This is a genomic window from Arthrobacter sp. D3-16 (assembly GCF_054408515.1).
The window spans coordinates 1091495-1113691 of sequence record NZ_CP096437.1 but is presented as its reverse complement, the minus strand read 5'-3'; the positions used below and the strand labels follow the sequence as shown (position 1 = coordinate 1113691).

Annotated in this window: 18 protein-coding genes; 12 read left to right on the top strand and 6 right to left on the bottom strand. The window is 64.7% G+C overall.

Annotated elements, in window-relative coordinates:
- The first annotated feature begins 71 nt into the window (after positions 1-71).
- The 3 genes from M1D32_RS05365 (at position 72) to M1D32_RS05355 (ending at position 3413) form a co-directional block, all read left to right on the top strand.
- Positions 72-1970, top strand: coding sequence for a cytochrome c oxidase assembly protein (locus M1D32_RS05365; RefSeq protein WP_458781299.1), 1899 nt, complete (start codon positions 72-74; stop codon positions 1968-1970).
- 35 nt (positions 1971-2005) lie between these two features.
- On the top strand, positions 2006-2578 hold the full coding sequence (locus tag M1D32_RS05360; protein ID WP_458781298.1) for a hypothetical protein: 573 nt from the start codon (positions 2006-2008) through the stop codon (positions 2576-2578).
- A 100-nt stretch (positions 2579-2678) separates the two neighbouring features.
- Positions 2679-3413: a YcnI family copper-binding membrane protein gene (locus M1D32_RS05355; RefSeq protein WP_458781297.1), complete on the top strand. Its 735-nt coding sequence runs from the start codon at positions 2679-2681 to the stop codon at positions 3411-3413.
- Positions 3414-3553: 140 nt separating this feature from the next.
- On the opposite strand, the gene M1D32_RS05350 is transcribed toward M1D32_RS05355, so the two are convergent.
- Complete coding sequence (locus tag M1D32_RS05350) at positions 3554-4972, bottom strand: sensor histidine kinase (RefSeq protein ID WP_458781296.1); 1419 nt, start codon at positions 4970-4972, stop codon at positions 3554-3556.
- A gap of 15 nt (positions 4973-4987) precedes the next feature.
- Entirely contained in the window at positions 4988-6334 is a 1347-nt protein-coding gene (locus tag M1D32_RS05345; RefSeq protein WP_458781295.1) for a BTAD domain-containing putative transcriptional regulator, read from the bottom strand.
- 400 nt (positions 6335-6734) lie between these two features.
- On the opposite strand from M1D32_RS05345, the gene M1D32_RS05340 reads away from it, so the two are divergent.
- From M1D32_RS05340 to M1D32_RS05325, 4 genes are all read left to right on the top strand, one after another.
- Entirely contained in the window at positions 6735-8216 is a 1482-nt protein-coding gene (locus tag M1D32_RS05340) for a sensor histidine kinase (protein WP_458781294.1), read from the top strand.
- A complete protein-coding gene (locus M1D32_RS05335) occupies positions 8213-8908 on the top strand; it encodes a response regulator transcription factor (protein ID WP_458781293.1) in 696 nt (231 codons plus the stop codon). Before M1D32_RS05340 ends, M1D32_RS05335 begins: the two co-directional genes overlap by 4 nt.
- Before the next feature lie 81 nt (positions 8909-8989).
- Complete coding sequence (locus tag M1D32_RS05330) at positions 8990-9514, top strand: hypothetical protein (RefSeq protein WP_458781292.1); 525 nt, start codon at positions 8990-8992, stop codon at positions 9512-9514.
- 202 nt (positions 9515-9716) lie between these two features.
- On the top strand, positions 9717-14885 hold the full coding sequence (locus M1D32_RS05325) for a peroxidase family protein (RefSeq protein ID WP_458781291.1): 5169 nt from the start codon (positions 9717-9719) through the stop codon (positions 14883-14885).
- Positions 14886-15049: 164 nt separating this feature from the next.
- Here M1D32_RS05325 and M1D32_RS05320 read toward each other — a convergent pair whose 3' ends face one another.
- The 3 genes from M1D32_RS05320 to lepB all read right to left on the bottom strand — a co-directional run bounded on the left by M1D32_RS05320 (position 15050) and on the right by lepB (position 16655).
- The gene (locus M1D32_RS05320; RefSeq protein WP_458781290.1) at positions 15050-15736 is read right to left on the bottom strand and encodes a cation transporter; all 687 of its coding nucleotides are present in this window, start codon (positions 15734-15736) and stop codon (positions 15050-15052) included.
- Positions 15733-16059, bottom strand: a complete 327-nt coding sequence (locus M1D32_RS05315; RefSeq protein WP_458781289.1) for an ArsR/SmtB family transcription factor — start codon at positions 16057-16059, stop codon at positions 15733-15735. Before M1D32_RS05315 ends, M1D32_RS05320 begins: the two co-directional genes overlap by 4 nt.
- Positions 16060-16127: 68 nt before the next feature.
- Positions 16128-16655: a signal peptidase I gene (gene lepB / locus M1D32_RS05310; protein WP_458781288.1), complete on the bottom strand. Its 528-nt coding sequence runs from the start codon at positions 16653-16655 to the stop codon at positions 16128-16130.
- Between the two features lie 530 nt (positions 16656-17185).
- Between lepB and M1D32_RS05305 the strand changes: the two genes are divergently transcribed.
- Positions 17186-17992 carry a GAF and ANTAR domain-containing protein gene (locus M1D32_RS05305; RefSeq protein WP_458781287.1) on the top strand — a complete coding sequence of 269 codons (807 nt, stop codon included), beginning with the start codon at positions 17186-17188 and terminating at the stop codon, positions 17990-17992.
- 26 nt (positions 17993-18018) lie between these two features.
- Positions 18019-18465 (top strand): Hpt domain-containing protein, encoded by a 447-nt coding sequence (locus M1D32_RS05300; RefSeq protein WP_458781286.1) that lies wholly within the window; start codon positions 18019-18021, stop codon positions 18463-18465.
- Here M1D32_RS05300 and M1D32_RS05295 read toward each other — a convergent pair.
- A complete protein-coding gene (locus tag M1D32_RS05295) occupies positions 18429-19682 on the bottom strand; it encodes a glycoside hydrolase family 26 protein (protein WP_458781285.1) in 1254 nt (417 codons plus the stop codon). The two genes, M1D32_RS05300 and M1D32_RS05295, sit on opposite strands and share 37 nt — an antisense overlap.
- A 178-nt stretch (positions 19683-19860) precedes the next feature.
- Between M1D32_RS05295 and M1D32_RS05290 the strand changes: the two genes are divergently transcribed.
- The 3 genes from M1D32_RS05290 to M1D32_RS05280 all read left to right on the top strand — a co-directional run bounded on the left by M1D32_RS05290 (position 19861) and on the right by M1D32_RS05280 (position 22197).
- Positions 19861-21048 (top strand): glutamate--cysteine ligase, encoded by a 1188-nt coding sequence (locus M1D32_RS05290; RefSeq protein ID WP_458781284.1) that lies wholly within the window; start codon positions 19861-19863, stop codon positions 21046-21048.
- 95 nt (positions 21049-21143) lie between these two features.
- Complete coding sequence (locus M1D32_RS05285; protein ID WP_458781283.1) at positions 21144-21866, top strand: GAF domain-containing protein; 723 nt, start codon at positions 21144-21146, stop codon at positions 21864-21866.
- 133 nt (positions 21867-21999) lie between these two features.
- Positions 22000-22197, top strand: coding sequence for a hypothetical protein (locus M1D32_RS05280; RefSeq protein WP_458781282.1), 198 nt, complete (start codon positions 22000-22002; stop codon positions 22195-22197).

Genomic DNA, 22197 nt, shown 5'->3' with positions numbered 1-22197 from the left:
CTGGCATGACATAAGAGGCCGGGTCGCTGTGCGAACACGACCGGGGCCGGTGAAGCGGCGGAAGGGGCGCGATGTCGCTGGGAACTCGGGTAATGGCCACGCTGGTGCTGCTGGCGGCGGGGCTGCTGTCGCTGGTCTGGGCCTACGTCTACGGCGGCGGCGCGGACACAGGCCTATTGGACCGGGCAGGCCCGGCCGTGACCTGGGGACTGCCTGCCGCGAAGTTGGTGTTCAACCTCGCCAGTGCCGGCACCATCGGCGCGCTGGTCCTGGCAGCCTTCGCACTCCCCCACCGGGGCTCCGCTTATGAACGGGCTCTTCGGCTGGCCGGATGGTGGGCCGTTGTTTGGGCCGGGGCCGCCGCGGTCCACACGTCCGCAAGCTTCCTGCTCCTGGCCAACAGGGCGCCTACGGCCGCATTTGATGCAGCCTTTTGGACCTACCTGGCCACGATTGATGCTGGCCGCGCAGGTGCCCTCAGCGTCCTGATCGCCGGAGCCGTGGCTTTTTCGTGCTTTAGGCTCAGGAGCCCGCGCCTTCTTGCCGTCACCGCCGTCGCGGCTTTCTTAGGGCTGGTGCCGCTGGTCATGAAATCCCATGCGGCCGGCGGCACCGACCACGCGGATAGCACCACCGCCCTGTTTGTGCACGCGGGCTCCGCAGCGGTGTGGCTGGGCGGTCTGCTGGCACTGGTGGTGCTGCGCCCGGTGCTGCCGGCGGGTCGGCTTGGTGTGACGGTGCGGAGGTACTCCACGTTGGCGTTGATCAGCTTCATCGCCCTTGTGGTTTCCGGGTTCCTGGGGGCACTCACGAGAATCAGTACGGTCGAGGCCCTGCTGAGCCCCTACGGCGTCATCGTCCTGGCCAAGGCCGGAGTCTTCATCATCCTCGGGTTGTTCGGGGCGCTGCACCGGCGCTGGTCGCTGGGCCGGATTGATAAGGACCCGGCTCGGGGTGGCAGGCACTTCGCCGCGCTCGCCGTCGTCGAACTCGCAGTGATGGGTGCCGCTTCAGGGATGGCCGCCGCACTGGCGCGGACAGAACCGCCGCCGGCCGCCGGGTCCGGAAAGACGTCCGCCGGGGACCTCGCCGCCGGGCTGCCTGAGCCCGGCCTCTGGGAATACCTTTCCGGCTGGGCCCCCGACCCGTTGTGGAGCCTGGCCTGCGGTTTCGCCGTCTTCGCGTACCTGGCCGGGGCGCGGCGGGTCCGGGCAGGGGGCCGGGCTTGGCCCGCCCATCGCACTGTGCTGTGGCTGGCGGGGATAGCGGTCCTGTTCGTTGTCACCAACGGTGGCGTGCACCTCTACCAGGGCTACCTGTTTAACGCCCACGTCCTGACCCAGATGGTACTCACCGCCGTCGTGCCGTTGCTGATCGTCCCGGCCGCGCCGCTGACCATGGCCCAACTGGCCATCAGGCCCAGAACGGACGGCAGCATGGGGATCAAGGAATTCCTGGAACGCTCGGCGCAACCGCTCCTGGCAGCACTGCGCAGGGATCCGGTCCTGACCATATTTATCCTCGCTGCATCACTCCTCGTCACCTACTACACCCCCCTGCTCGAGTGGGCAGCAGTGGGACAAATCGGATACAACTCCATGACGCTGCTCGCCCTGCTGAGCGGCTCTCTTGCCACCGCCGCACTTACCGGCGCCCCGGATGCCGGCACCCGCAGCGTGGCCCGTCAGCGGATGCCCGTCCTGGCCGGAATAGCCGCCGTCTACGCTTTCGGCGGCTGGAAACTGACGGAGCAGGCACCGGCTATGGAATTGCCCTGGTACATCTCCGTCGGCCATCCTTGGGGTCTGTCAGCGGCTGCGGCCGCGGAGCTGGGCGGGCCCATCATGTGGTCCATCGCAGCCGTATCACTCGCCATCACGGCCACCATGGCCGGCAACCGCCGCGGCCAGGGTCCACGGAACCAGCATGTAAGGCACACGGCCGGCGCAGCCCGGGTACCTGCGGGTTGAGTGCACCGGTGCTGCGCCTCAGGCGTCCTCTTCTGGTGACCGGAGCCGTTTGGTTGCTTGCGGCCGGTGCGCATGTCCTCGGTGGAGGCACGCTTCCGGCTGCGGAGACCTCGACGGCGCTGATCGCGCTGCTCCTGCTGGCCGTCATGGTGGTCCTGCGCCGCCGGATATCCATGGCGGGAATGGCCGCCGTCGTTGGAATCGGGCAGGTACTGCTTCACCAGGCCCTGAGCCTCCTTTCCCAGGAGACCCCCTGCGCGGCCTCGGCCCACGGTACCCCGCAGCATGCCGCCCCTGCGGTCGCGTGCCCGATCGATGCCCACGAAGCCCTCATGCACGCGGACCCGGGGACCGCCATGCCGGTGGCGCATGTTCTGGCGGCCGCTGTAACTGCAACCCTATTAGGCAGGGCAGAAGCAGCCCTTTGCCGGCTCGTCGATTGGTTTCGCCCCCTGACGCGGGCCCTCCATCCCGCCACCATTTCTTTGTCCGGCCTGCCCCGTAGTGCATGCGGATCCGGGCCAGTAGCTACTCCCTGGCGAAACCACCGTGCTGACGGCATTCGGGGGCCGCCGGTGCAGTGCGTTCCTTTCACCTCGCCTCTCTGAGAGCACAGGCAGGTCAAAGGAAAGCTGCAGCCGCCAAGCCACACTCCGCTGCCCGCCGGCTCTTTCGACCCGCGGGCGGCCCCAGCAAAGGACTTTTCCCATGAAGACCAGGACCCCGAATTCCCTCAAAGCAGCAGCCATTGGGGTAGCCACAGCCACTCTTATGACCTTTGGCCCCGGCGCGGCCACCGCCCACGTGACCGTCACACCGGACGCGCCCGCCGAAGGCGCCTCCACGCAAGTTACCTTCAGGGTGCCCAGCGAATCGCAGACTGCAACAACCACGAAAATCACCGTGGCTTTGCCAACAGCTACACCGTTCACATCGGTCCGGGTGAAGCCTGTTCCCGGTTGGACCGCCGAGGTGGCCAGGGGAACGCTGCCCCAGCCGGTGACCGTTGACGGCGCCACCGTAACCGAGGCGGCCTTGTCCGTATCCTGGACCGCCAGGGACGCAGCAAGTCAGTTGACAATCGACCAATACCAGATGTTCTCCGTGTATGTCGGGCGCCTTCCGAAAGCCGGCACCACCGTCATGCTGCCGGTGGCGCAGTCCTACTCCGACGGCAGTGTCCGGACGTGGGATGATCCGGTGGTGGAGGGCCAGGGCGAACCCGAGGACCCCGCCCCATCCTTTGTGACAACTGCCGCCACGTCGGCAGAACATGGCCACGCCGCCACCGCTGCTGCAAACCAGGCCACTGAAACAGTAGCCTCAGTGTCCTCGGACGCGTCCACTCCCGGACTGGTCTGGGCGGCGTTGGCGGCCGGGCTGGTCGGACTCGCCGCAGGTATCGCCGGGTTCTTCCGCTCGGTCCGAACCAGGAAGAGCTGATTGCCTGGCCCCGGCCCGGCGTTGTCCCGTCAATCGCGGGAAGCGAGGGCCTCCTGACCGGGATGAGCATAATCGCCACGCCGGTACCGGAGGCCCCCGCCCCGTAATTCACGCCAAACTGTTTACATTCTCGTAGTGGGCTACACCTGGATAGCACTTGGTACGGGTGGCTTTCGCCGGGAGGATGTGGCAGCGTGCCTGCCGGCAAAGCTGGCGGCGGGCGCGGCCGCGCCGAAGGTGGCCGTCACGGAAGTTCCGGCCCCTGGTGTGGAGCGGACGTCAAAAGTGCCCCCGGCCTGCTGGATCGTGTCCCGCAGGATTCTCAGGCCAAGATGGCCTTCCGTGCGCGGCTCCCCCGGGTCGAAGCCCACACCGTCGTCAGACACTGTGATCTGGGTGCGCTGGCCGGCCTGCCAGACCCGAATATCAACCGACTGCGCTGCGGAATGCTTGCCCACATTGACCAAGGCTTCGCGTGCCACCCGGTACAGCAGGACAGCCCGGTCCCGGTCCAGCACCAGCTTGTCCGGAATCTCAACAGTAAGGTGAATTCCCCGTTCCACAAGGGGCGCCTCCAGCCTCACTAGGGACGCCTTGAGCCCCAGCTCTTCGAGGTCGGGCGGATAAAGTTCGCTGGTCATGGCGCGCAGGGTGCGGATGTTGTTTTGGAGCATCGTCCGTGCATTCGTAAATACAGGCTGCAGCTCCAACGGGCCGCGGCGTTCCTCCGATTCCAAGGCATACGCCAGTCCGGACAGGTCCTGGATCACCTCGTCGTGGAGTTCGCCGGCGATCTGGCGGCGCTCCTGGTCCGAGGCCTCGATGGCACACCGCAGCGATGCGTTGCGTGCCGCCTGATGGAACTGCATCCTCCTGGCCAGGCGGACGGCCGGAACCAGTTGCGTCAACTGGAGGACCGCCAATGACAGCGCCATGGGCGGCACCATCCCCATCAGGACTGCCTGCTGTTCACGGCGGACTCCGTCCCCGGAAGTGTAGGTTTCGAAAATCATCGGGGCTCCGCTGTGGGAGGCGGAGCGGGCATAGACTTCCACAAGTTCGCCGGAGTCCGCCTCAAACTCGTTTTCTTCCCCGGTCTGGGATTCAAAGGTAGCCGTGGCCGGACCGCCTTCAAGGAGTTCGCGTGCCCATTCCTCCTGCTCGAAATCCTGCCCGATCAGCGATTTGATATCCGAGTAGACCACGCGGCCGTGCTCGTCCCATACCTTGATCCTGGTCACACCGCTCTCAGCCAGCCACGGCGCAAGCCGCTGGTCGAGCAGTTCCAGCGCCGCAGGGTCCCGAGCAAGAAGCTGGTCAGTTATCAGCGGCCCAACCACGTTATCGGCGAGGCGCTGGGTGATGTCCCTGGCATTGGCCAAGGCGTGCCGTTCCGCTTCGGCCTGGACCCAGAAGGAAACGGGAACTGCAACCAGGACCAGGGCGGCGAAACCGGCAGTGAGAAAACGGGCAACAGCTGCCCTGACCTCGCGCCGCTCGGCGTCCTCACGGCTGATGTTCGCGGCCGGGGCGGGCTCCCCCGCAAAGAATCTGCGCACAGTGAGGCTGCCCGGTCAATTTCCCGCAGGTCCCGGTGCAGGCGAGACGGCGCTCCCCCACCTCGCCACCAGGGACGGGTTCACAATCATGTTGCCGGGGTGGGCGTGCCGCAGGGTGTCCAGCATGACTCCCAGGGCACCGTCCTTGGGGAGGAATCCGCAGATACCCATTCGGGCGGCCTCACGCAGCGCTTCCTGGGACGGGTTGCCTGTCAGCATCACAATCCGGGTTTCCGGTGCTTCGGAAAGAATGCACTCGGCAGCCTTGAGCCCTGAGCCGTCAGGGAGGTACAGGTCCATGATGACGACGTCGGGCCGGAGGTCCTGGAACAGGGTCACCGCAGTTGCAACGGACTTCGCCGCTCCTACACTTTGCAGGTCCGGCTCGCGGTCCAGCGCCCCGGCCAAAAGGTCGGAAAACGTGGTGTGGTCATCAACGATCAGGATTCGCAGGCGCCCCGTTTCCTGGGTGGCCACCCTGGCCACGGGACGGCTCTCGGTGACCACCTGGATGGGGCCAATGGGCTCCGCCGGCCGGGATGTTGCCGCAGTGCTCCTGAGGAGCCTGGTTTGTGCTTCCCTCAGCCCGGGCCCCGGGGCGCAGCCCAATTCCTGGTCCAGGGTTCTGCGGCAGCGCTCATAGGCCCGCAAGGCCTCAGTATTCTCGCCGTTCTGCTCAAGCCCAAGAACCAACGCGGTCCATGCCCGTTCGTTAAGTGGATCCTCTTTGACGGCTTCACCGCCCCAGGCAATGGCCTTGCCGGCTTCCCCCACGGCGAGCGCGGTTTCCGCAGCCGCAACGCGGGCCAGGCCCACCTGCGCTGCATGCGCGGCCCGCTCCTCCTCCGCCCAGGCGGGCAGCAGTTCGTCCCCGAGCAGCGGAGCTGAGGCCAGGTCGAGTGCTTCCGTCAACAGTGCGAGCGCCGTGCGGGGCTCCGCCTGGCCGGCCATTTTGGTCAGTGTCTCGAAGCGGTCCAGGTCCAGTTCGACCAGTGACCGGTCGATGGCGTAGCCCCCAGTGACGGTGCGCAGGGGACCCGTTCGTCCGGTGCCGGGCTGCAGGTGGCGCCGAAGGACACTGACATAACTTTCAAGGGTGGGCAGTGCAACGGCCGGGTGGTTGCCGCCCCACAGCAGGTCCATCAGCCGGGTCTTGGAAACTGCCGAGCCAAAATTCATCAGCAGAATTTCGAGGACCTGGCGGGGCTTGGGCCCACCAAGATCGTTGGCGCTCAGCTCTGTATCGCCGCGGCGGATGGTCAACGGGCCGAATACTGAAATTTGAAGCGCCGGTGTCTGCGGCGATACTTCGGGAACAAGGCCTTCCTGGCCGGTGTTGTTCGGCAGTTCCAAAGTAATCACGGTGATTCCCCCAGGTTGTTCGGTGGTGCGTGGTTCTCATTGAAGGGGGAGGGCAACAGGCGAACAACAGTGTTGATTACTCACTTCTGGAAGCGCCCGGTACTTGGTTCCATGGCGTATACGCAGAGTTTATTGGTCGAAGACCGAACACAACCTTTGGCTAAGCAGCGCTCCTGACACGTTTTCGCTGGTGAACCAAAGAATCGGTACCCGGTGCAAAACATTGGGAAAACCCTAGGTATCCCGGCGTATGAGGTTATTCCATTGCCGAAGATTTCCCCAAGCCGGCCTACCTAACTTGTAAGGAAACAAGTAGAGCTCGTGTGCAGGCGGCGAATGTGACGGGAACAAAATGACATCGCGGACGGCGAAGATCCACAAATTCTCCGTCAGTTTGCCCATGGGGAAACTGAGCCAGGGCTGGCATGGAGTACGTGCGGAACTGCGCACTGTCCGCGTTCGCGTACTCGCCACAGTCCTGGCTTTCCTGGCGGCCGGACTGCTGGTCACGGGAATCACCACCCTCGCCCTCGACCTTCGCAACCTCAACAGCCGTGTCAACGCAGAGCTCCTGCTTCACCCCGCGCGGCTCCAGGCCATTGTGGAGCAGGGCGTTCCGGGCCGAGGGCCGTTTACCTCGCTTGACGGGCTTTTCACCGTCTTCCTTCAGGGTGACGCCCCGGGCAGGTACGAATCGGTGATGGCCACCGTCAACGGCGGCAAGACCTTCCTGCCGGCCGGAGAGCAGCCAAGTGATCTTGCTACTCCCCAACTGCTTGAAACCGTGCAGGCCGAGCACATTGAGAACAGCACGGTACTCCGCGACGTGGCGCTGGACGGGCGGACCGTGCGCCTGGCCATCACCTCAGTATCACTGGGCGACGGCGGCGCCACGGGGTTGCTGGTGGCAGCAGATGAAATCGGGCGGCAGCGTGAGCAGATGATTGGGTCCTTCGGCACGTTCGCAGCGGCGTCGCTGGCCACTCTGCTGCTGGCCGGGGCCGTGGGGTTCACGGTAACGGGCCGTCTCTTTGTTCCTGTGCGGCGCCTGCGCCAGGCCACCGGGTCCATCACCTTTGAGGACTTGAGTACCCGGGTGCCGGTCCCCTCCGGTGACGACGACGTGTCGCAGCTTGCATCTGACTTCAACCGCATGCTGGACCGGCTGGAAGCAGGTATCGCGGACCAACGCCAGTTCGTGGATGACGCCAGCCACGAACTCCGAACACCGCTGACGATCATTGGCGGCCATCTTCAGCTGCTGCAGGCAGGAGACCCGAAGGACGTCAGCGAGACCCAGGTGCTGCTCCTGGAGGAACTGGACCGGATGCAGTCCCTCGTCGATGAGCTCCTGCTGCTGGCCCGAAGCGGCCGCCCGGACTTCGTCCGATTGGACTGGATCGACGCCGATTCCTTCCTTGAAGCGGCCATGGACAGGATCAGGGTCCTGGCGGATCGCCGGTGGCAGATCGAAAGCATGCCTGGCGGCCAGTTTCGTGCCGACCGCAACCGTCTGACCCAGGCGGTGGAGCAGCTGGCAGCCAACGCAGTGCAGTCCACGCGCCGGCATGACGTTATCTCCCTTGGCGCAGCGTGGACCGGCACCGCCGGCGGCACCGCACCGCCCGGTCATCAGGAGCCGTCCCTTGGTGTTTTCGAAATCTGGGTTGCCGACTCGGGTTGCGGAATCAGCCCCGCGGACCAGGAACGGATCTTCGAGCGTTTTGCCAGGGCAGGGGTCTCACGGGGCAAGGAAGGGTCAGGCCTGGGACTGCCGATCGTCAAGGCTATCGCCGAAGCACACAGCGGAACACTTCGGGTGATGTCGCGGGTCGATGAAGGCAGCCGCTTCGTGCTCTCACTCCCAGGAGGAACCGCATGACACGGATATTGATCGCCGACGACGAGCCACGGATCGCCAGCTTCATCACCAAGGGCCTCACTGCGGCCGGTTTCACCACGTCAGTTGTGGGGGACGGCATCCGGGCCCTGGACTACGGCAGTTCAGGCGAGTTTGACCTCCTCATTCTGGACATCGGCATGCCCAGGATGGACGGGCTCGCCGTGCTGTCGGCCTTGCGAGCCATGAAGTGCACTGTTCCGGTGATTGTCCTGACGGCCAAGGATTCGCTTCAGGACACCCTCGCAGCGCTCGACGGCGGTGCGGACGACTACATGACCAAACCGTTCCGGTTCGAGGAGCTGCTCTCGCGGATCCGCCTGCGGCTCAGGGATAGCCCCGGGGTCCAAGCGGCACCGGAGCCTGCCGCCGGCGACGTCAGCCTGGACGTTGACCTTCGCAGTGCCAGGGTCCACGGCCGTAGCGTGCCCTTGTCCGCCCGCGAGTTCGCCATGGCCCGGGCCTTCGTGGAGAACGAAGGCCGGCTGCTGAGCCGCGAACAGCTGCTGAGCCGGGTGTGGGGATACGACTTTGACGGGTCCTCCAATGTAGTGGATGTCTATGTGGGATACCTGCGCAACAAGCTTGGCCCCGAAAGATTCTTGTCTGTTCGGGGTGCCGGGTACCGCTTTGTGGCCGCCCCTGCTGCCCCCTCCCAGCCTCACTCCGGTTAATGAGAGGTCTCTCATAAAAGTCTCACCCCCCTCTCACCGGGCCCGGGCAGAGTGGGAACACAAACCAAGAAAGGTGATCCGATGAAGAATTATTGGTACCTCCCCATCGCAGCTGTAGTAGGTGCTACGAGCCTTACGGTCTGGGGCCAGGCCAACGCCGGCCCGCCCCCTGAAGTCACTCCCGGCGTAGTGGTGACGGCCGATGTGACGCCCGGCCCCGCCACAACGGAGGACCCGGCCGAGCTGGTTCCCACGCCAACCCCCACCGCCAGCATCACCGCGATCCCCGACCACGCAGCCCCGCAAACCCAGCTGGTCACCGCAGAACCACAGACCTACGCACCGGTACCAACGGGCGGACCCACCCACGATCAGTTCGATGACAAGGGCGGACTCCGGAGCGACAACGTTTCAGACGACCCGCCCGGCGACGACAAGGGCGGACTCCGAAGCGACAGCGTTTCAGACGACCCGCCCGGCGATGACAAAGGCGGGCTCAGGGACGACCACGTGTCGGATGACGCGCCAGGGGACGACAAGGGAGGCCTGAGGGATGATGGCATCTCCGACGACGCTCCCGGCGACGATAAAGGCGGCGACCGGTAGCACCTGACTATCCCCACCAAGGTTTTCCCTAGGACGCCCCTGCAGCATTGCCTTGTTTCGCCGACTCTACTGGGGAGTTGGCCCCACAGGGGGAGCAGATTGCAGGATGAAGGCTTCATCGCGTAAACCAACACAAAAAAACAGCACTCGCCCACGCCTCCGGTTCCTGGCCGCATCGGGGGCGGTGGCGTTGGCCGCATCCATGGGCTTGCCACCCATCGCCGCCAATGCCGTGCAGGCTCCGGTGGGCGCCGGTTTCACTGTGACGCCGGCGGACTTGTCCTTCATCCTGAAGCAGATCAAGATTGCCGAAGCGCACGTAGCCAACACCACGTCAGAAACCGGTCCTTGCGGGGCCCTTGTGGGAACCGGCCCCAACCAGCTTGCCAGTCCCCTGCTGTCCCACGGGCTGCGTACGGTTGACGGAAGCTGCAACAACCTTCAGCCGGGCCAGGAGACCTTTGGGGCATCGGACCAGGTGTTCCCAAGGCTTGGGTCCAAGTCCTTCGGCGCCGCCGAGAGCGGGTCCTTCGGCGGACCGCCCATGGCCACGAGCTACACCCAGAAATCGGGAAGCGTCTTCGATTCCCGGCCGCGCATCATCAGCAACCTGATCGCCGATCAAACGTCCACCAACCCGGCGGCTGTCGCCGCAGCCGGCTTCCCGGCACGGACGCAGGGCAACGAGGGCGTGGTGCCCTGCACCACGGACCCGGATCCTGAGGCAACTCCCCCGGTCGCAGCTGTGCCGGACGGCTGCGTCCCCTCGCACAACACGCTGTTCATTCCCAACGTCACTACCGACGTCGGACTTTCACCGCCCTACAACTCCCTGTTTACCCTCTTCGGGCAGTTCTTTGACCACGGCATCGACCAGACCGTCAAGGGCGGCGGCACGGTCTACGTACCGCTCAAGGCCGATGACCCGCTGATCGCAGGACCGGACCACATCTTCGGCAACGCCGATGACCTCAATCCGCGAATGCGCTTTATGGTCCTTACCCGTGGCCAGAACCAGCCCGGCGCGGACGGCAAAGTGGGCACCGCTGACGATGTCCAGGATGCCCTGAACACCAATTCGCCGTGGGTTGACCAGAGCCAGACCTACTCGTCGCACTCCTCCCACCAAGTGTTCCTGCGTGAATACGCCAACAACCCTGCCGGCCGGCCCGTATCAACCGGCAAGATGTTGGGCGGCCCCGAGGGCACGCCCACGGCGGGTGGCATGGCCACCTGGGCTGACACCAAAAAGCAGGCACGGGAGCTGCTGGGCATACAGCTGCTGGACAAGGACGTCCTGAACGTCCCGATGCTGGCCGCTGACGCCTACGGGAAGTTCATTCCCGGGCCAAAGAACGGGCTCCCGCAGTTTGTTACGAAGTCCGGGCTGGTGGAGGCGGACCGCACCGCGAACGAGGGTCGGGGAACCCTCGTTCCCCAGGACGTGCTGTACTTCAGTACTCCGTTCCTGACGGACATCGCGCACAACGCCGACCCGTCACCGCAGGACGCCGACCACAACCCCGCCACACCGCCGGCCGCCCCGGCCCCTGACGCGGACAAGACCGCCTCCGCCGATTTCATGAGCCAGGTCCCCGGCACGTACGACGACGAGATGCTGAACGCGCACTTCATTGCCGGCGACGGCAGGGTTAACGAGAACATCGGGTTGACCGCCATCCACCAGGTCTTCCACTCCGAGCATGACCGCATGGTGGCTGACATCAAGCGGGTCCTCGGCAACGACACCTCGGCAAGGGGTGTTGCCGCCCTGGCCGAGTGGAAACTGGCCGAAGGCGCAGACGGGTGGAACGGCGAACGGCTCTTCCAGGCCGCACGGTTCGTCACGGAGATGGAATACCAGCACCTGGTGTTTGAGGAGTTCGCACGGAAGATCCAACCCGCCCTCAACATCTTCGAGCCCTTCGCCTTCGCCCAGACGGACATCAATCCGGCGGTCAGCGCTGAATTCGCCCACGCCGTGTACCGCTTTGGCCACTCGATGCTCACGGAAACCATTTCCCGGCGCAATGAGGACAGCCCGGGAGCCGACAACGTGTTCGGAACGTCCGACGACGTCCGGGGCTCCCAGAACGACATCTCCCTCCTGGAAGGGTTCCTCAATCCGCCCGCCTACACCGACGGCGGCACCGCCGGAGCACTGACGCCGAAGGAAGCTGCGGGCAGCATCATCATGGGAATGTCGGACCAGGTGGGCAGCGAACTGGACGAGTTCGTCACTGATACGCTGCGCAACAAGCTGCTGGGACTGCCTATGGACCTGGCCGCGATCAACCTGACGCGTGCCCGGTCGGAAGGCCTGCCCACGCTGAACAACCTGCGCCGGGAAATCCACAACGCCACCAACGATGGCCAGCTCAAGCCGTACACCAACTGGATCGACTTCGGCGAAAACATCAAGCACCCGAAGTCCCTGATCAATTTTGTGGCCGCCTACGGCAAGCACCCCTCCATCCTGGGAGCCACCACGCTGGAGGCCAAGCGCACAGCTGCGCGGCTGATCGTGAGCCCCGATGCCCTGGCCGGGGAGGTTGCCCGCGAGGACGCCGTGGCGTTCATGAACAGCACCGACGCCTGGGCCAACAACGGAACCTCATCCATAACAGGACTCGATGACATCGACCTGTGGATGGGCGGCCTGGCCGAACGCACCAACCTCTTCGGCGGGCTCCTTGGCAGCACCTTCAACTACGTCTTCGAGAGCCAGATGACCGATCTGCAAAACGGTGACCGGCTCTACTACCTGGCGCGCACGCCCGGCATGAACCTGATGGCTCAGCTCGAAGGCAACTCCTTCGCGGAGATGATGATGCGCAATACCAACGCCCAGGCACTGAAGGCCGACGCCTTCGCTACGGCTGACTGCAAGTTCGAGCTGAAGAACCTCAACGGAACGGCACAGGGCTTCGCGTCCGCCGGCAACGCCGTCGCGGACGATCCTGCCTCGGAATGCAACGAGTCAGCGTTGCTGATCCGGATGCCGGACGGCACCATCAAGTACCGGGCATCCAACTCGGTGGACCCGGCCGGCATCAACGGCCAGGCCGTGTACAACGGGTCCGTCAACACCGACCGCATCCATGGCGGCGTGGACAACGACACCATGTGGGGCGGCCCGGGCAACGATGTCATCGAAGGCAATGACGGCGCTGACACCGTCCTGGGCGGCGACGGCAACGACATCATCACCGACTCGGCCGGAGACGACATCCTGAAGGGCGGGCCGGACAACGACGCGATCGACGGCGGCCCGGGCCTGGACCTCCTCCTCGGCGGCGACGGAAAGGACTTCATCAACGGCGGCGCAAACTCGAACGAGACCTTCTCCGGTGAAGATGACGACTTTGTGATCGCCGGTGAAGGGCTGGACGCCGTGTTCGGCGGTGGCGGAAACGACTGGGCGGAAGGGGGCGACGGCCCCGACCTGCTGATCGGCGACTCGAGCAACCTGTTCTTCCTGGATGACTCGCAGAAGCCCGGCAACGATGTCCTGGTGGGCCAGGGCGGCGACGACGACTACGACATGGAAGGCGGGGACGACGTCGGCATTGCCGGACCAGGCGTGGAGAAAGTGGCGGGCGCTTCCGGCTACGACTGGGAAATCGGCGCCTACGATCCCCAGCCGCAGGACGCCGACCTGGAACTTCCGATCGAACCGCTGGACATCCTCCAAGTGGGCGTCCGCGACAGGTTCAACGAAGTCGAGGCGCTCTCCGGTGGTCCGTTCGACGACAAGCTCCGGGGCGACGACATCATCCCCAAGGAAATGGGTGGCGGAGGCTTCATCGGCTGCGATGTCCTGGACCAGGCCGGCGTGGACCGCATCGCGGGACTCAACCAGCTCATCACGTCGCTGCCTACTCCCCTTGCCGACGTCGTCAATGCCTCGGCGTCCAAGGAATGCCCCGTGCTGACCGGCCCCCAGGTGTGGGGCGAAGGCAACATCCTGCTGGGCGGCGGCGGCAACGACCTCCTTGAAGGCCGTGGCGGCGATGACATCATCGACGGCGACCGTTACCTCAACGTCCGGCTGAGCGTCCGCACAGATCCCAACAACGCGGCCACTGAGATCGGCAGCGCCACGGGAATGAACGCCCAGTACCAGCGCACTTCCGACGGTGCGCTCACGGGCCCGACGCTCCAGCAGGCGGTGTTCGCCGGCAGCATCGATCCCGGAAACATCGTTATTGTCCGCGAAATCCTGGCATCCTCCGAAGGAACCGACACCGCGGCCTTCTCGGACTTCGAGTCCAACTACACCATCACCACAACCGGCGGAGACGGCACCATGGGCTCTCCTGGCTCTGTCACCACCGTCCAGCACATCAGCGGCGAGGATGGCACGGACACCCTCCGCAACATCGAACAGCTCGTCTTCGGCGACGGAACCGGCGGTGTCGACGACGACGGTGAGGATGAGGTTGAGGACGGCGTTGACGAGGTTGAAGACGACGTCGACGAGGTTGACGAGGTTGACGAGGGTGCTGACGAGGGTGAAGGCACCGACGGCGGCGCCAACGACGGGGTCGACGAAGTCATCCCGGGCGATGGCGAAGTCATTGTGATTGTGAACCCGACACCGGACACACAGCCCGCTCCGGGCACTACCCCGGTGGATCCCGCACCCGGGAACCAGGCACCGGTGGACCAGGCACCCGGGAACCAGGCACCAGTGGATCAGGCACCCGGGAACCAGGCACCCGTGGACCAGACACCCGTGGACCAGACGCCGGTGGACCAGACGCCTGCCAACCCCGCACCCGGGAACCAGGCACCTGTGGACCAGACGCCCGCCAACCCCGCACCTGTAGCCCCGGCCGAGGTGCCGGTCTCTGTACCGGTGACCGGAGGCTTCTTTGTCCGGACCGTCGACTCCACAGGGGCGCAGTTTGGTGACATCGTGACGGCGGAACCCGGTGCCACGAGAATAGTGGTTCGTGGGTTGGAGAACGGTGCGGCTTACCGGTTCCAGGTTGCCCCAGCCGACGGCGGAAGCGAACCCCAGTTCTCCGAACTGAGCGGACCTGTTGTCCCCGGTGTCATGGAAGACGAGCCCCGCGCCTTCGACCAGGACCCGGCGGTGCGGTCCGAGGCAGGGCCCGTGGCGGATCAACCGCTGGCACAGGTACCTGGCGTGGCACCTTTCGGTGGGGCCCTCGGAACCGCCACGGCGGTCAGCTTGGCAGCACTGGCCCAGTACCTTGTGACGGAACCCGGCACAGCGGTCCTTGCCATCACGACAGGTGGCCTGCTGGCTGCCTGCGGGCTGCTGGCGTTCAAACTGTACCGTTCCCGGGCTAACGCCAGGAAAGCACTGTTAGCCGAGGCCAGGACTACCACCAAGGCCTGAGTGGCGCGGGAGCACGCCCCAGCGTGATGCCACAGCAAAGGGTGGCCTACCCCCGTAAGGGGTGTAGGCCACCCTTTGGCTTTATGCCGAACACAACGCCAACTTGGCTACGCTAGTCCCGGTTCGCCCCGTTTTTCCAAGTCCGCCAGCGGCAGCGGCGGACTTCACTCATCAGCCGGCTTCGTTCCGAGGGTAAGGGCAATCGCTGGCTTCGCCTCTGGCTGGCACCCGGCGCAGCATGCTTCGCCCCGCCACGCGTTGATGCCTTCGCGGACGGCTATGCCGGCGATAGCGAGGGCAGCTCCGGCGTCCGCCCACCACCAGCCCAGCGTACTGTTCAGGACCAAGCCAACCAGCAGGACGGCCGACAGGTAGGTGCAAAGCAGTGTCTGCTTCGAGTCAGCTACCGCTGTGCGGGAGCCGAGTTCACGGCCGGCCCGCCGCTGTGCCCATGACAGGACGGGCATCACCACCAGGCTCAAGGCCGCGATGACGATTCCGGGGGTCGAATGCTGCGCCTCTCCGCCGCCGCTGAGGGAACGGATTGCGTCCGCGGTGACGAACGCCGCGAGGGCAAAGAAGGAAATGGCGATGATCCGCAGCGTCATCTGCTCGCGCCGTTCAGGGTCCTTGGCCGAAAACTGCCAGGACAACGCCAGCGCCGAGGCCACTTCAATGACGGAATCCAACCCAAAACCGATCAACGCCGAGGAATCAGCGACACCTCCGGCCCAGAGCGCCACCACGGCTTCAATGACGTTATAGGTGATGGTGGCGGCGGCGAACAGGCGGATCCTGCGGGACAGGACCGCCCGGCGCTGCTGCGTGGGGGTCTGCAGCACGGCCGTCATGCCACGCACGTCCCGTCCGGCGCGCAGCAGGCCGGGTCGACGGCAAGGACCACACCGAGCAGATCCCTGATCGCATGGCCCAACCGGGCATCGGCGAGTTCGTACCGGGTGCGTCGTCCATCCGCCACGGCAACCACCAGGCCACAACCCCGCAGACACGTCAGGTGGTTGGACATGCTCTGCCGGGAAACACCCAGGGCCTCGGCCAGATCCGAAGGGTAGGACGCGGCGTCGGCCAGGGTTAAAAGGATCCGCGCCCGGGTCGGATCAGAGACCGCATAACCGAAACGGGCCAGGACCGGTGCCTGCGTGAGCATTTCCATGCTCCGACGGTACATGCGCCTGTGTATTCATTCAATTCTGAACGGAGACCCTTCCGGGAGCCTGGAGCCTATTTCCGGTCCGTCAGCAGGGTGCCCTGGATCGCCGTCAACGGCACTGCTCCGAAGTCCCTGGAGTCGATGGAGACGCCGCGGTTATCCCCAAGCACAAAGACGCTTCCGGCGGGCACCTTCTCGGGCCCAAAGTATGTTCCGTCGATGCGGCTGTGGTCGATGAAGGGCTCCGGAACCGCTACGTCGTCGACGTACAGCTCCGCGTCGCGAATGGCAACGGTCTGCCCCTCCCGCGCGACGACCCGCTTGATGGCTGTGTGGCCGTCAGCGGGGCTGGTGAAAGCAACCACTGCGCCATTCTGAATCCAGCCTGCCGCCGCGGCCGGTTTGAACAGGAGCACCACGGTGCCCGTTGGAATGATCGGTTCCATGCTGTCCGATGACACGGTGAAAGGTTCCACCAGCCACGCGCGGACGGCCAGAATAACCACGACAGGAATCAGCCCTACCGCCAGGGTGCGGGGCCAGCGTCCTTTCATGAGCCGGTCCCCGTCCGGGTGGTGCCGCCGGGCCTGGAGCATCATGTTGTGGTCCTCGTGCGGCGGGGTGTGCGCTCTGAGGCCGCGAGCAACACAACCTGACGGGGTGAAATTGCCATAGTCGGTCTCCTTGGTGGGATGTCCCGACTGTGCCTTAAAGAGCTTGTGGATTCCCTGCACTGTTCCCCAATCCTTCAAGACGTCCGGGAAAGCCGAAATTTGCGGGAATCTTGAGGAACTCTTGACCCTACCTGCCGCAGCCCTTGAGCCAGGCAAGGCACAGTATTCCGTGTAAGGCCGGAAGCGCAACGCAAGTTGCAACCGGGACTGGGACCCAGTAAGCCAAGGCCTTCATTGGGGGAAACAGAGTCTCAGGGCTTGGCGGTGTCGAGAAGCCGGCACCGCCAAGCAGAGCTCCTGCCCATTCAAATCGTCGGGCCCTCCACGGCCCAAGTAGTGGACCGCCGGAAAACTGAGTACTCCCTACTCGTGATCTCCAAATCCCGGCCCCGTAACGTCCTGCATAGTGTCGCAGACGGCACTCTTTCAGGTTCGACTGTCAGGGGGGGCAGGTTATGGGGACGAATCTTCGCGTGTGGAAAGCGCACCATCAGACTGGGGCCGATGGCGGAGGCGGCGGTACAGCGTGGTTCCGCAAACAGTCATCGGCCCCGACAACGACCGGGCCTCTCCTTGATTTTCGGGCCGGCAGTGACCAGGATTCCCTGGACCTGCTGGCCTTTGCTGCTGTGGCAGCCCTGCCTGATTCCGGAGCCGTCCTGGACTGCGCGGTTATTTTTCCACGGCCCGGGCAGGCGTTCCTGGCATCAGGCACCAGTGATCGCGCCGTCAGCCTTGCTCGGCAGGACTACGAATGCGGGGACGGACCAGTTTCCCACGCACTCAGCGGGGAATCAGCAGTAGTCATCGCCAACAGCTACACGAGGCATCCCCACTGGCCCACGTACTGGGAACACTTAGCGGAGGCCGGTTACCGTTCCCTGGTGTCGTACCCGCTTGCCCTGGAACCGGGAAGGCTCTCGGCGCTGACGTTCGTGTCCGACCGGGACGGCGTCTTCACGCCGGCAACACTCGCCCACCTGGAGGAATTCGCTCCACTGGCGGCCAGCAGCTTCCTGATGGCCGCCGAACTCAGAACCGCCCGGACCACAGTGGATAATCTGCGGTCGGCCATGCAGGGCCGGACCTCCATCGACGTAGCTTGCGGGGTCATCATGGGTCAAAACCGGTGCTCCTACCAGGAGGCGTTCCAAATCCTCGCCAACGCCTCAAGCCACAGGAACGTCAAGGCACGGGTGGTCGCCGAGAACATTTTGAGCGCCCTGCCGGGCGGACCTCCCACCACGCATTTCAAGGGTTAGAGCGGCCTCCTGGCGGAAGGACAGCAATGACGCAGTACGACGGCCATACCCTGCCGCTCCTGGACAGTACGGTGCTGGACAGGTTGCGGTTGGAACTGGACTACGACGAGGGAGTCTGGAAGGTATTCATTCAGGACTTCGTTGCACATCTCCCCTCCAGGATGGAAAGGCTCCGGCTGGCCCTCACCACGGGTGATGCTGTCACCGCAAAAGATGCCGTGCTTAGCCTAAAGACCTCAAGCCAAATGGTGGGCGCGGAGCGGCTGGCGGACGTCGCCCTCGATCTGGAGTGGTCCCTGCGGATCCAGCCGGGCGACGGCGATCCGTCAGTTGTCCTGCCCAAGCTTGCGGCGACGCGTTTGGCGGGTGTCAGGCAATGCGCGCAGCAGACGGCGTTCGTCCTGAAAAGGCACCTGCTTCAGGCCTCACGCCGGGTTCAGGTACCGGGCCTACAGGACTCCGCCGGACCGTAGCGAAGCCAGGCGGGCAAGGCTGCGATGAAGGCATCCCGGACCGCCGGGGTGTTGGTCACCGTCCAATCCACCCTGCCCCCGGCTTCTTCCTCTTCCCTGTCCCACTCGAACCAGTTGATCATCTTGAGCTGGGGGAACCGTGCGGCCGTGGCTGGAGCGAAGAGCTGGTTCCACCAGGCCTGCTTGATGGCCAACTCCCCCTCCCCGCCGGCAGCCGGGGCGAAAAGGGCAGCCGTCTCGGGGATGGCCACCGGCTTGCCGTGCACCTCCCCGTACACCTCGTAGAAGTCAGGCAGCTGGGTGTCATCGCCGTTGGCACCGGAGTAGTTGCCGGTGAGTTGGTCAGCGAACTTGTTCGGCTCGGGAAGCTCGTTTTCACCCCAGGGGTACTCGCCGCCCCAGTGGTAGAGCGACATGCCCACCCAGTCCACGGCGTCATCGCCCGGATAGTAGGGGGCATAGGCGTCGTCGCTCATGGTCAGGGCACCATCCGCGTCGGTATCCAAAGAAGTGAAGTCGGCAGTTCCGGGTTGGGCTTCATACTGGCCGCCCCCGAGCTGGTAGCCGCCACCGTAGTTCGGTGCCCACATCATCGCTGAACCGGGAGCAAGGGTGTGGACGGCGCCCGCGAGGGTCCGGAAGGCTTCGATGTAACGGGCGGGCTGCTGGGACCAGGGATACCAGGAGCCGTTCATTTGGGGGCCGAAGCGCACCACCACAGGGACGCCGTCGCCATTGAACTCAGCGAGGTCTCTTGCCAACGCTTCGGCGGACTCGGCAGTAACCTCTGACAGTCCGTTGGCAGGCTCCAGGGTCAGCAGCATCATCTGCCCGTTGGCACGGATCTGCACGACGGCGCGCCGCAGCTCAGTCTTTTCCTCCTCTGTGTAAGGAAACCCAGTGAAGGACACGCTGACGGCGGGCTTGTGCTTCAGGTCGAAGGCGTAGCGCTCCAGGGACTTGGCCCGCCAGTCCAGGTTCACGCCGAACAAGGCACCCGTGGTTGGCGCCATTGCCGACCGGTCCATAACCTGGCAGGCCCGTGCAGTTGGCAAGGATTCCCGGTTCTGCACCTGGTCGCGTTCAGCAAAGTTGCTGTAGAGGCTGGCACCACCCACTCCCGCCACAATCAAAGCTATGAATCCCACGAGAACCACAACCCTGCGTGTTCCCGTTGAAACCCCTTGGTTGTTCTCCTTTGGTGTCCCTACTGACATGCGCGCACATTACGCTCTCACGTTCCCTTCCTGCAACGGGCACACGCGGGTACTCTGGAGGAATCAGCGGCCTGCTTAGTCTGAGGGGTTTGCCTGGGCTCGTGCAGGAGGGCTGGTTGCTCCACATGCCTGCTGGACCAGCGTCAACGGTTCGGATGGCTTCCTCATTGGAACTGCCATGAAACCTGCAACAGATCAGCCCGGCATTCCTCCGGCCGGCCGGCCCCGCCGCACGTTCGGCGTTGAAGAGGAATTCCTGCTCGTCGATCCGACCACAGGCCAACCTGTGCCCGTGGCCGAACAGGCGTTGCGGCACGCCGTAAGGAATCCAAGAACCGGGCAGGGACCAGCGCTGGCTCTGGAGGTCAAACAAGAGCAGCTCGAGGTTGTTGGTCCTGTTTGTTCCACCCTGCAGCAGATGACCGAGGCCATCCGGCAGGGCCGGGCCATGGCCGATACAGCCGCCCGGGCAGTTGGTGCAAGAGCGGCGGCGCTGGCTACCAGCCCCTTGGCCGCCACCCCCACACTGGTGCCGGAAAGGCGTTACCTGAACATGGCGGCCCGGTTCCACCTGACCTTCAGGGAACAGTTGACCTGCGGCTTCCACGTCCATGTCCATGTGACCTCAGGAGACGAAGGAGTGGCGGTCCTGGACCGTATCCGCGTTTGGTTGCCGGTGCTGCTGGCGCTGAGTGCGAACTCCCCGTTCTGGCAGGGAACCAACAGCGGTTACGCAAGTTTCCGCTACCAGGCGTGGAGCCGATGGCCGACGGCGGGACCTTGCGAACAGTTCGGATCCTTGCAGGAATACCGCCGCCACGTGCAGGATTTGCTGGCCACCGGCGTGCTCCTGGACGAAGGCATGGTGTATTTTGATGCGCGGCTGTCCCGCAATCACCCCACCGTTGAGGTGCGCATCGCTGACGTCTGCATGGAGGCGGAACACGCCGCAGTTCTTGCGGCCATCGTGCGGGCACTGGTGGAACGGGCCGCCCAGGAATGGCGGGCCGGAATTCCGGCGCCCCGCCTGCCGGCCGCGCAACTGCGCCTGGCGGGCTGGATGGCCAGCGAAGCCGGCGTCGACGGCAACCTCCTGCATCCCCTGCGGAACTCGCCTTGCCCTGCGACGGAGGCCGTGCAGGACCTACTGGCACATATCCGGCCCGTCCTGGCCAGCTTCGGGGACGAGGACCAGGTCACGCTGGGACTCGCCCACATCCTGGCCTCCGGTAACGGCGCCCGCAGGCAACGCGAGGCGATGGTCAACAGCCAGAGCCTGACCGCGGTGGTAATGGACGGCGTCGAACGCACTCATGCAGCAGCCGCAACCCCACACCGCCGTTCGCGGCACCTCTACGCCACGTGACGCCGATGAGTGGAAGGCTAAGGCAATGTGTGCTGGGATGAAAGCACTAAGCAGCTGGTCCACCAAGGGCCAAGACGCTGGGAATGGAGCCGTACATGGACACTGAGTTGCCGCTGGCCGACGAGCTGGCCGCGGTTATAGCGCGGTTTTCCAACGTCCTCCTGACTGAGGAGACCGTTTCCAGCGCGCTGAAGCTCATCACCGAGGCTGCAGTCCTGGCCGTAAATGACGCTGCTGGAGCAGGCGTATCCCTCTTGGATGCGAGCGGCAACCGCAGCAGCGCCGCTTCGACGAGCCCGATCGTGGCACAGGCGGATGCCCTTCAATATGAGCTTGGACAGGGCCCCTGCATCAGCGCCTGGGCGTCGGGATCCCCGGTGGACATTGCAGACGTGCGCACCGACCTGCGCTGGCCTGAATGGGGCATGGCAGCAGGCGATCTGGGTTTACGGTCGTGCGTCAGCGTCCCCCTTCTTTCCGGGGATCTCGCTTTCGGAGCCATCAAGATTTACTGGGACAAACCGAAGGCAGCTTCGCACCGGCTGACCCGGCTCCTGGAACTGTTAGCAGCCCAGGCGTCGATCTTCCTGGTCAACGTGCAGGCACGGGAACGGGCCCAAATGCTGAGCGATCAGCTCAAGTCGACCCTGGCGCAACGCGATGCCATCAGCACCGCCAAGGGGATCGTCATGGCGAGCCTCGGCATGGGCAGCCATAACGCAATGCTGCACCTGATGACTCGGGCACTGAACGAGAACAAAACCATGCAGGAAGTGGCTGAAGAAATCCTCGAGTCCACGCCGGGACTTGATTCATGACCGGGGGTGAAGGATGGCCCTCCCTGGGGACGAGGACGAACAGCGCCAAGGATTCCGGCTAGCATTCGAGGCTGCACCATTTACCCTTGAGCAGATCTGGATGAAGTACTTCGGAATTGGCGGAAGAGCCGGCTTGACCGAAATCCAGGCCTACGTGCACGGTGCCATGAGTCTTCCTCCGATTGAGAGGGATATGCTGGCGCACGCTCTGAACGAGTCCCTGAACAGCCTTGGTGTCAATGGGCGCCGTGCCGGCTACAGCCAAGCCATCTTCCTCCAATCAGGCGAGGGTGAGCTCCAGTCGGACCAGGACGAGAGGGACGCAAGCTAA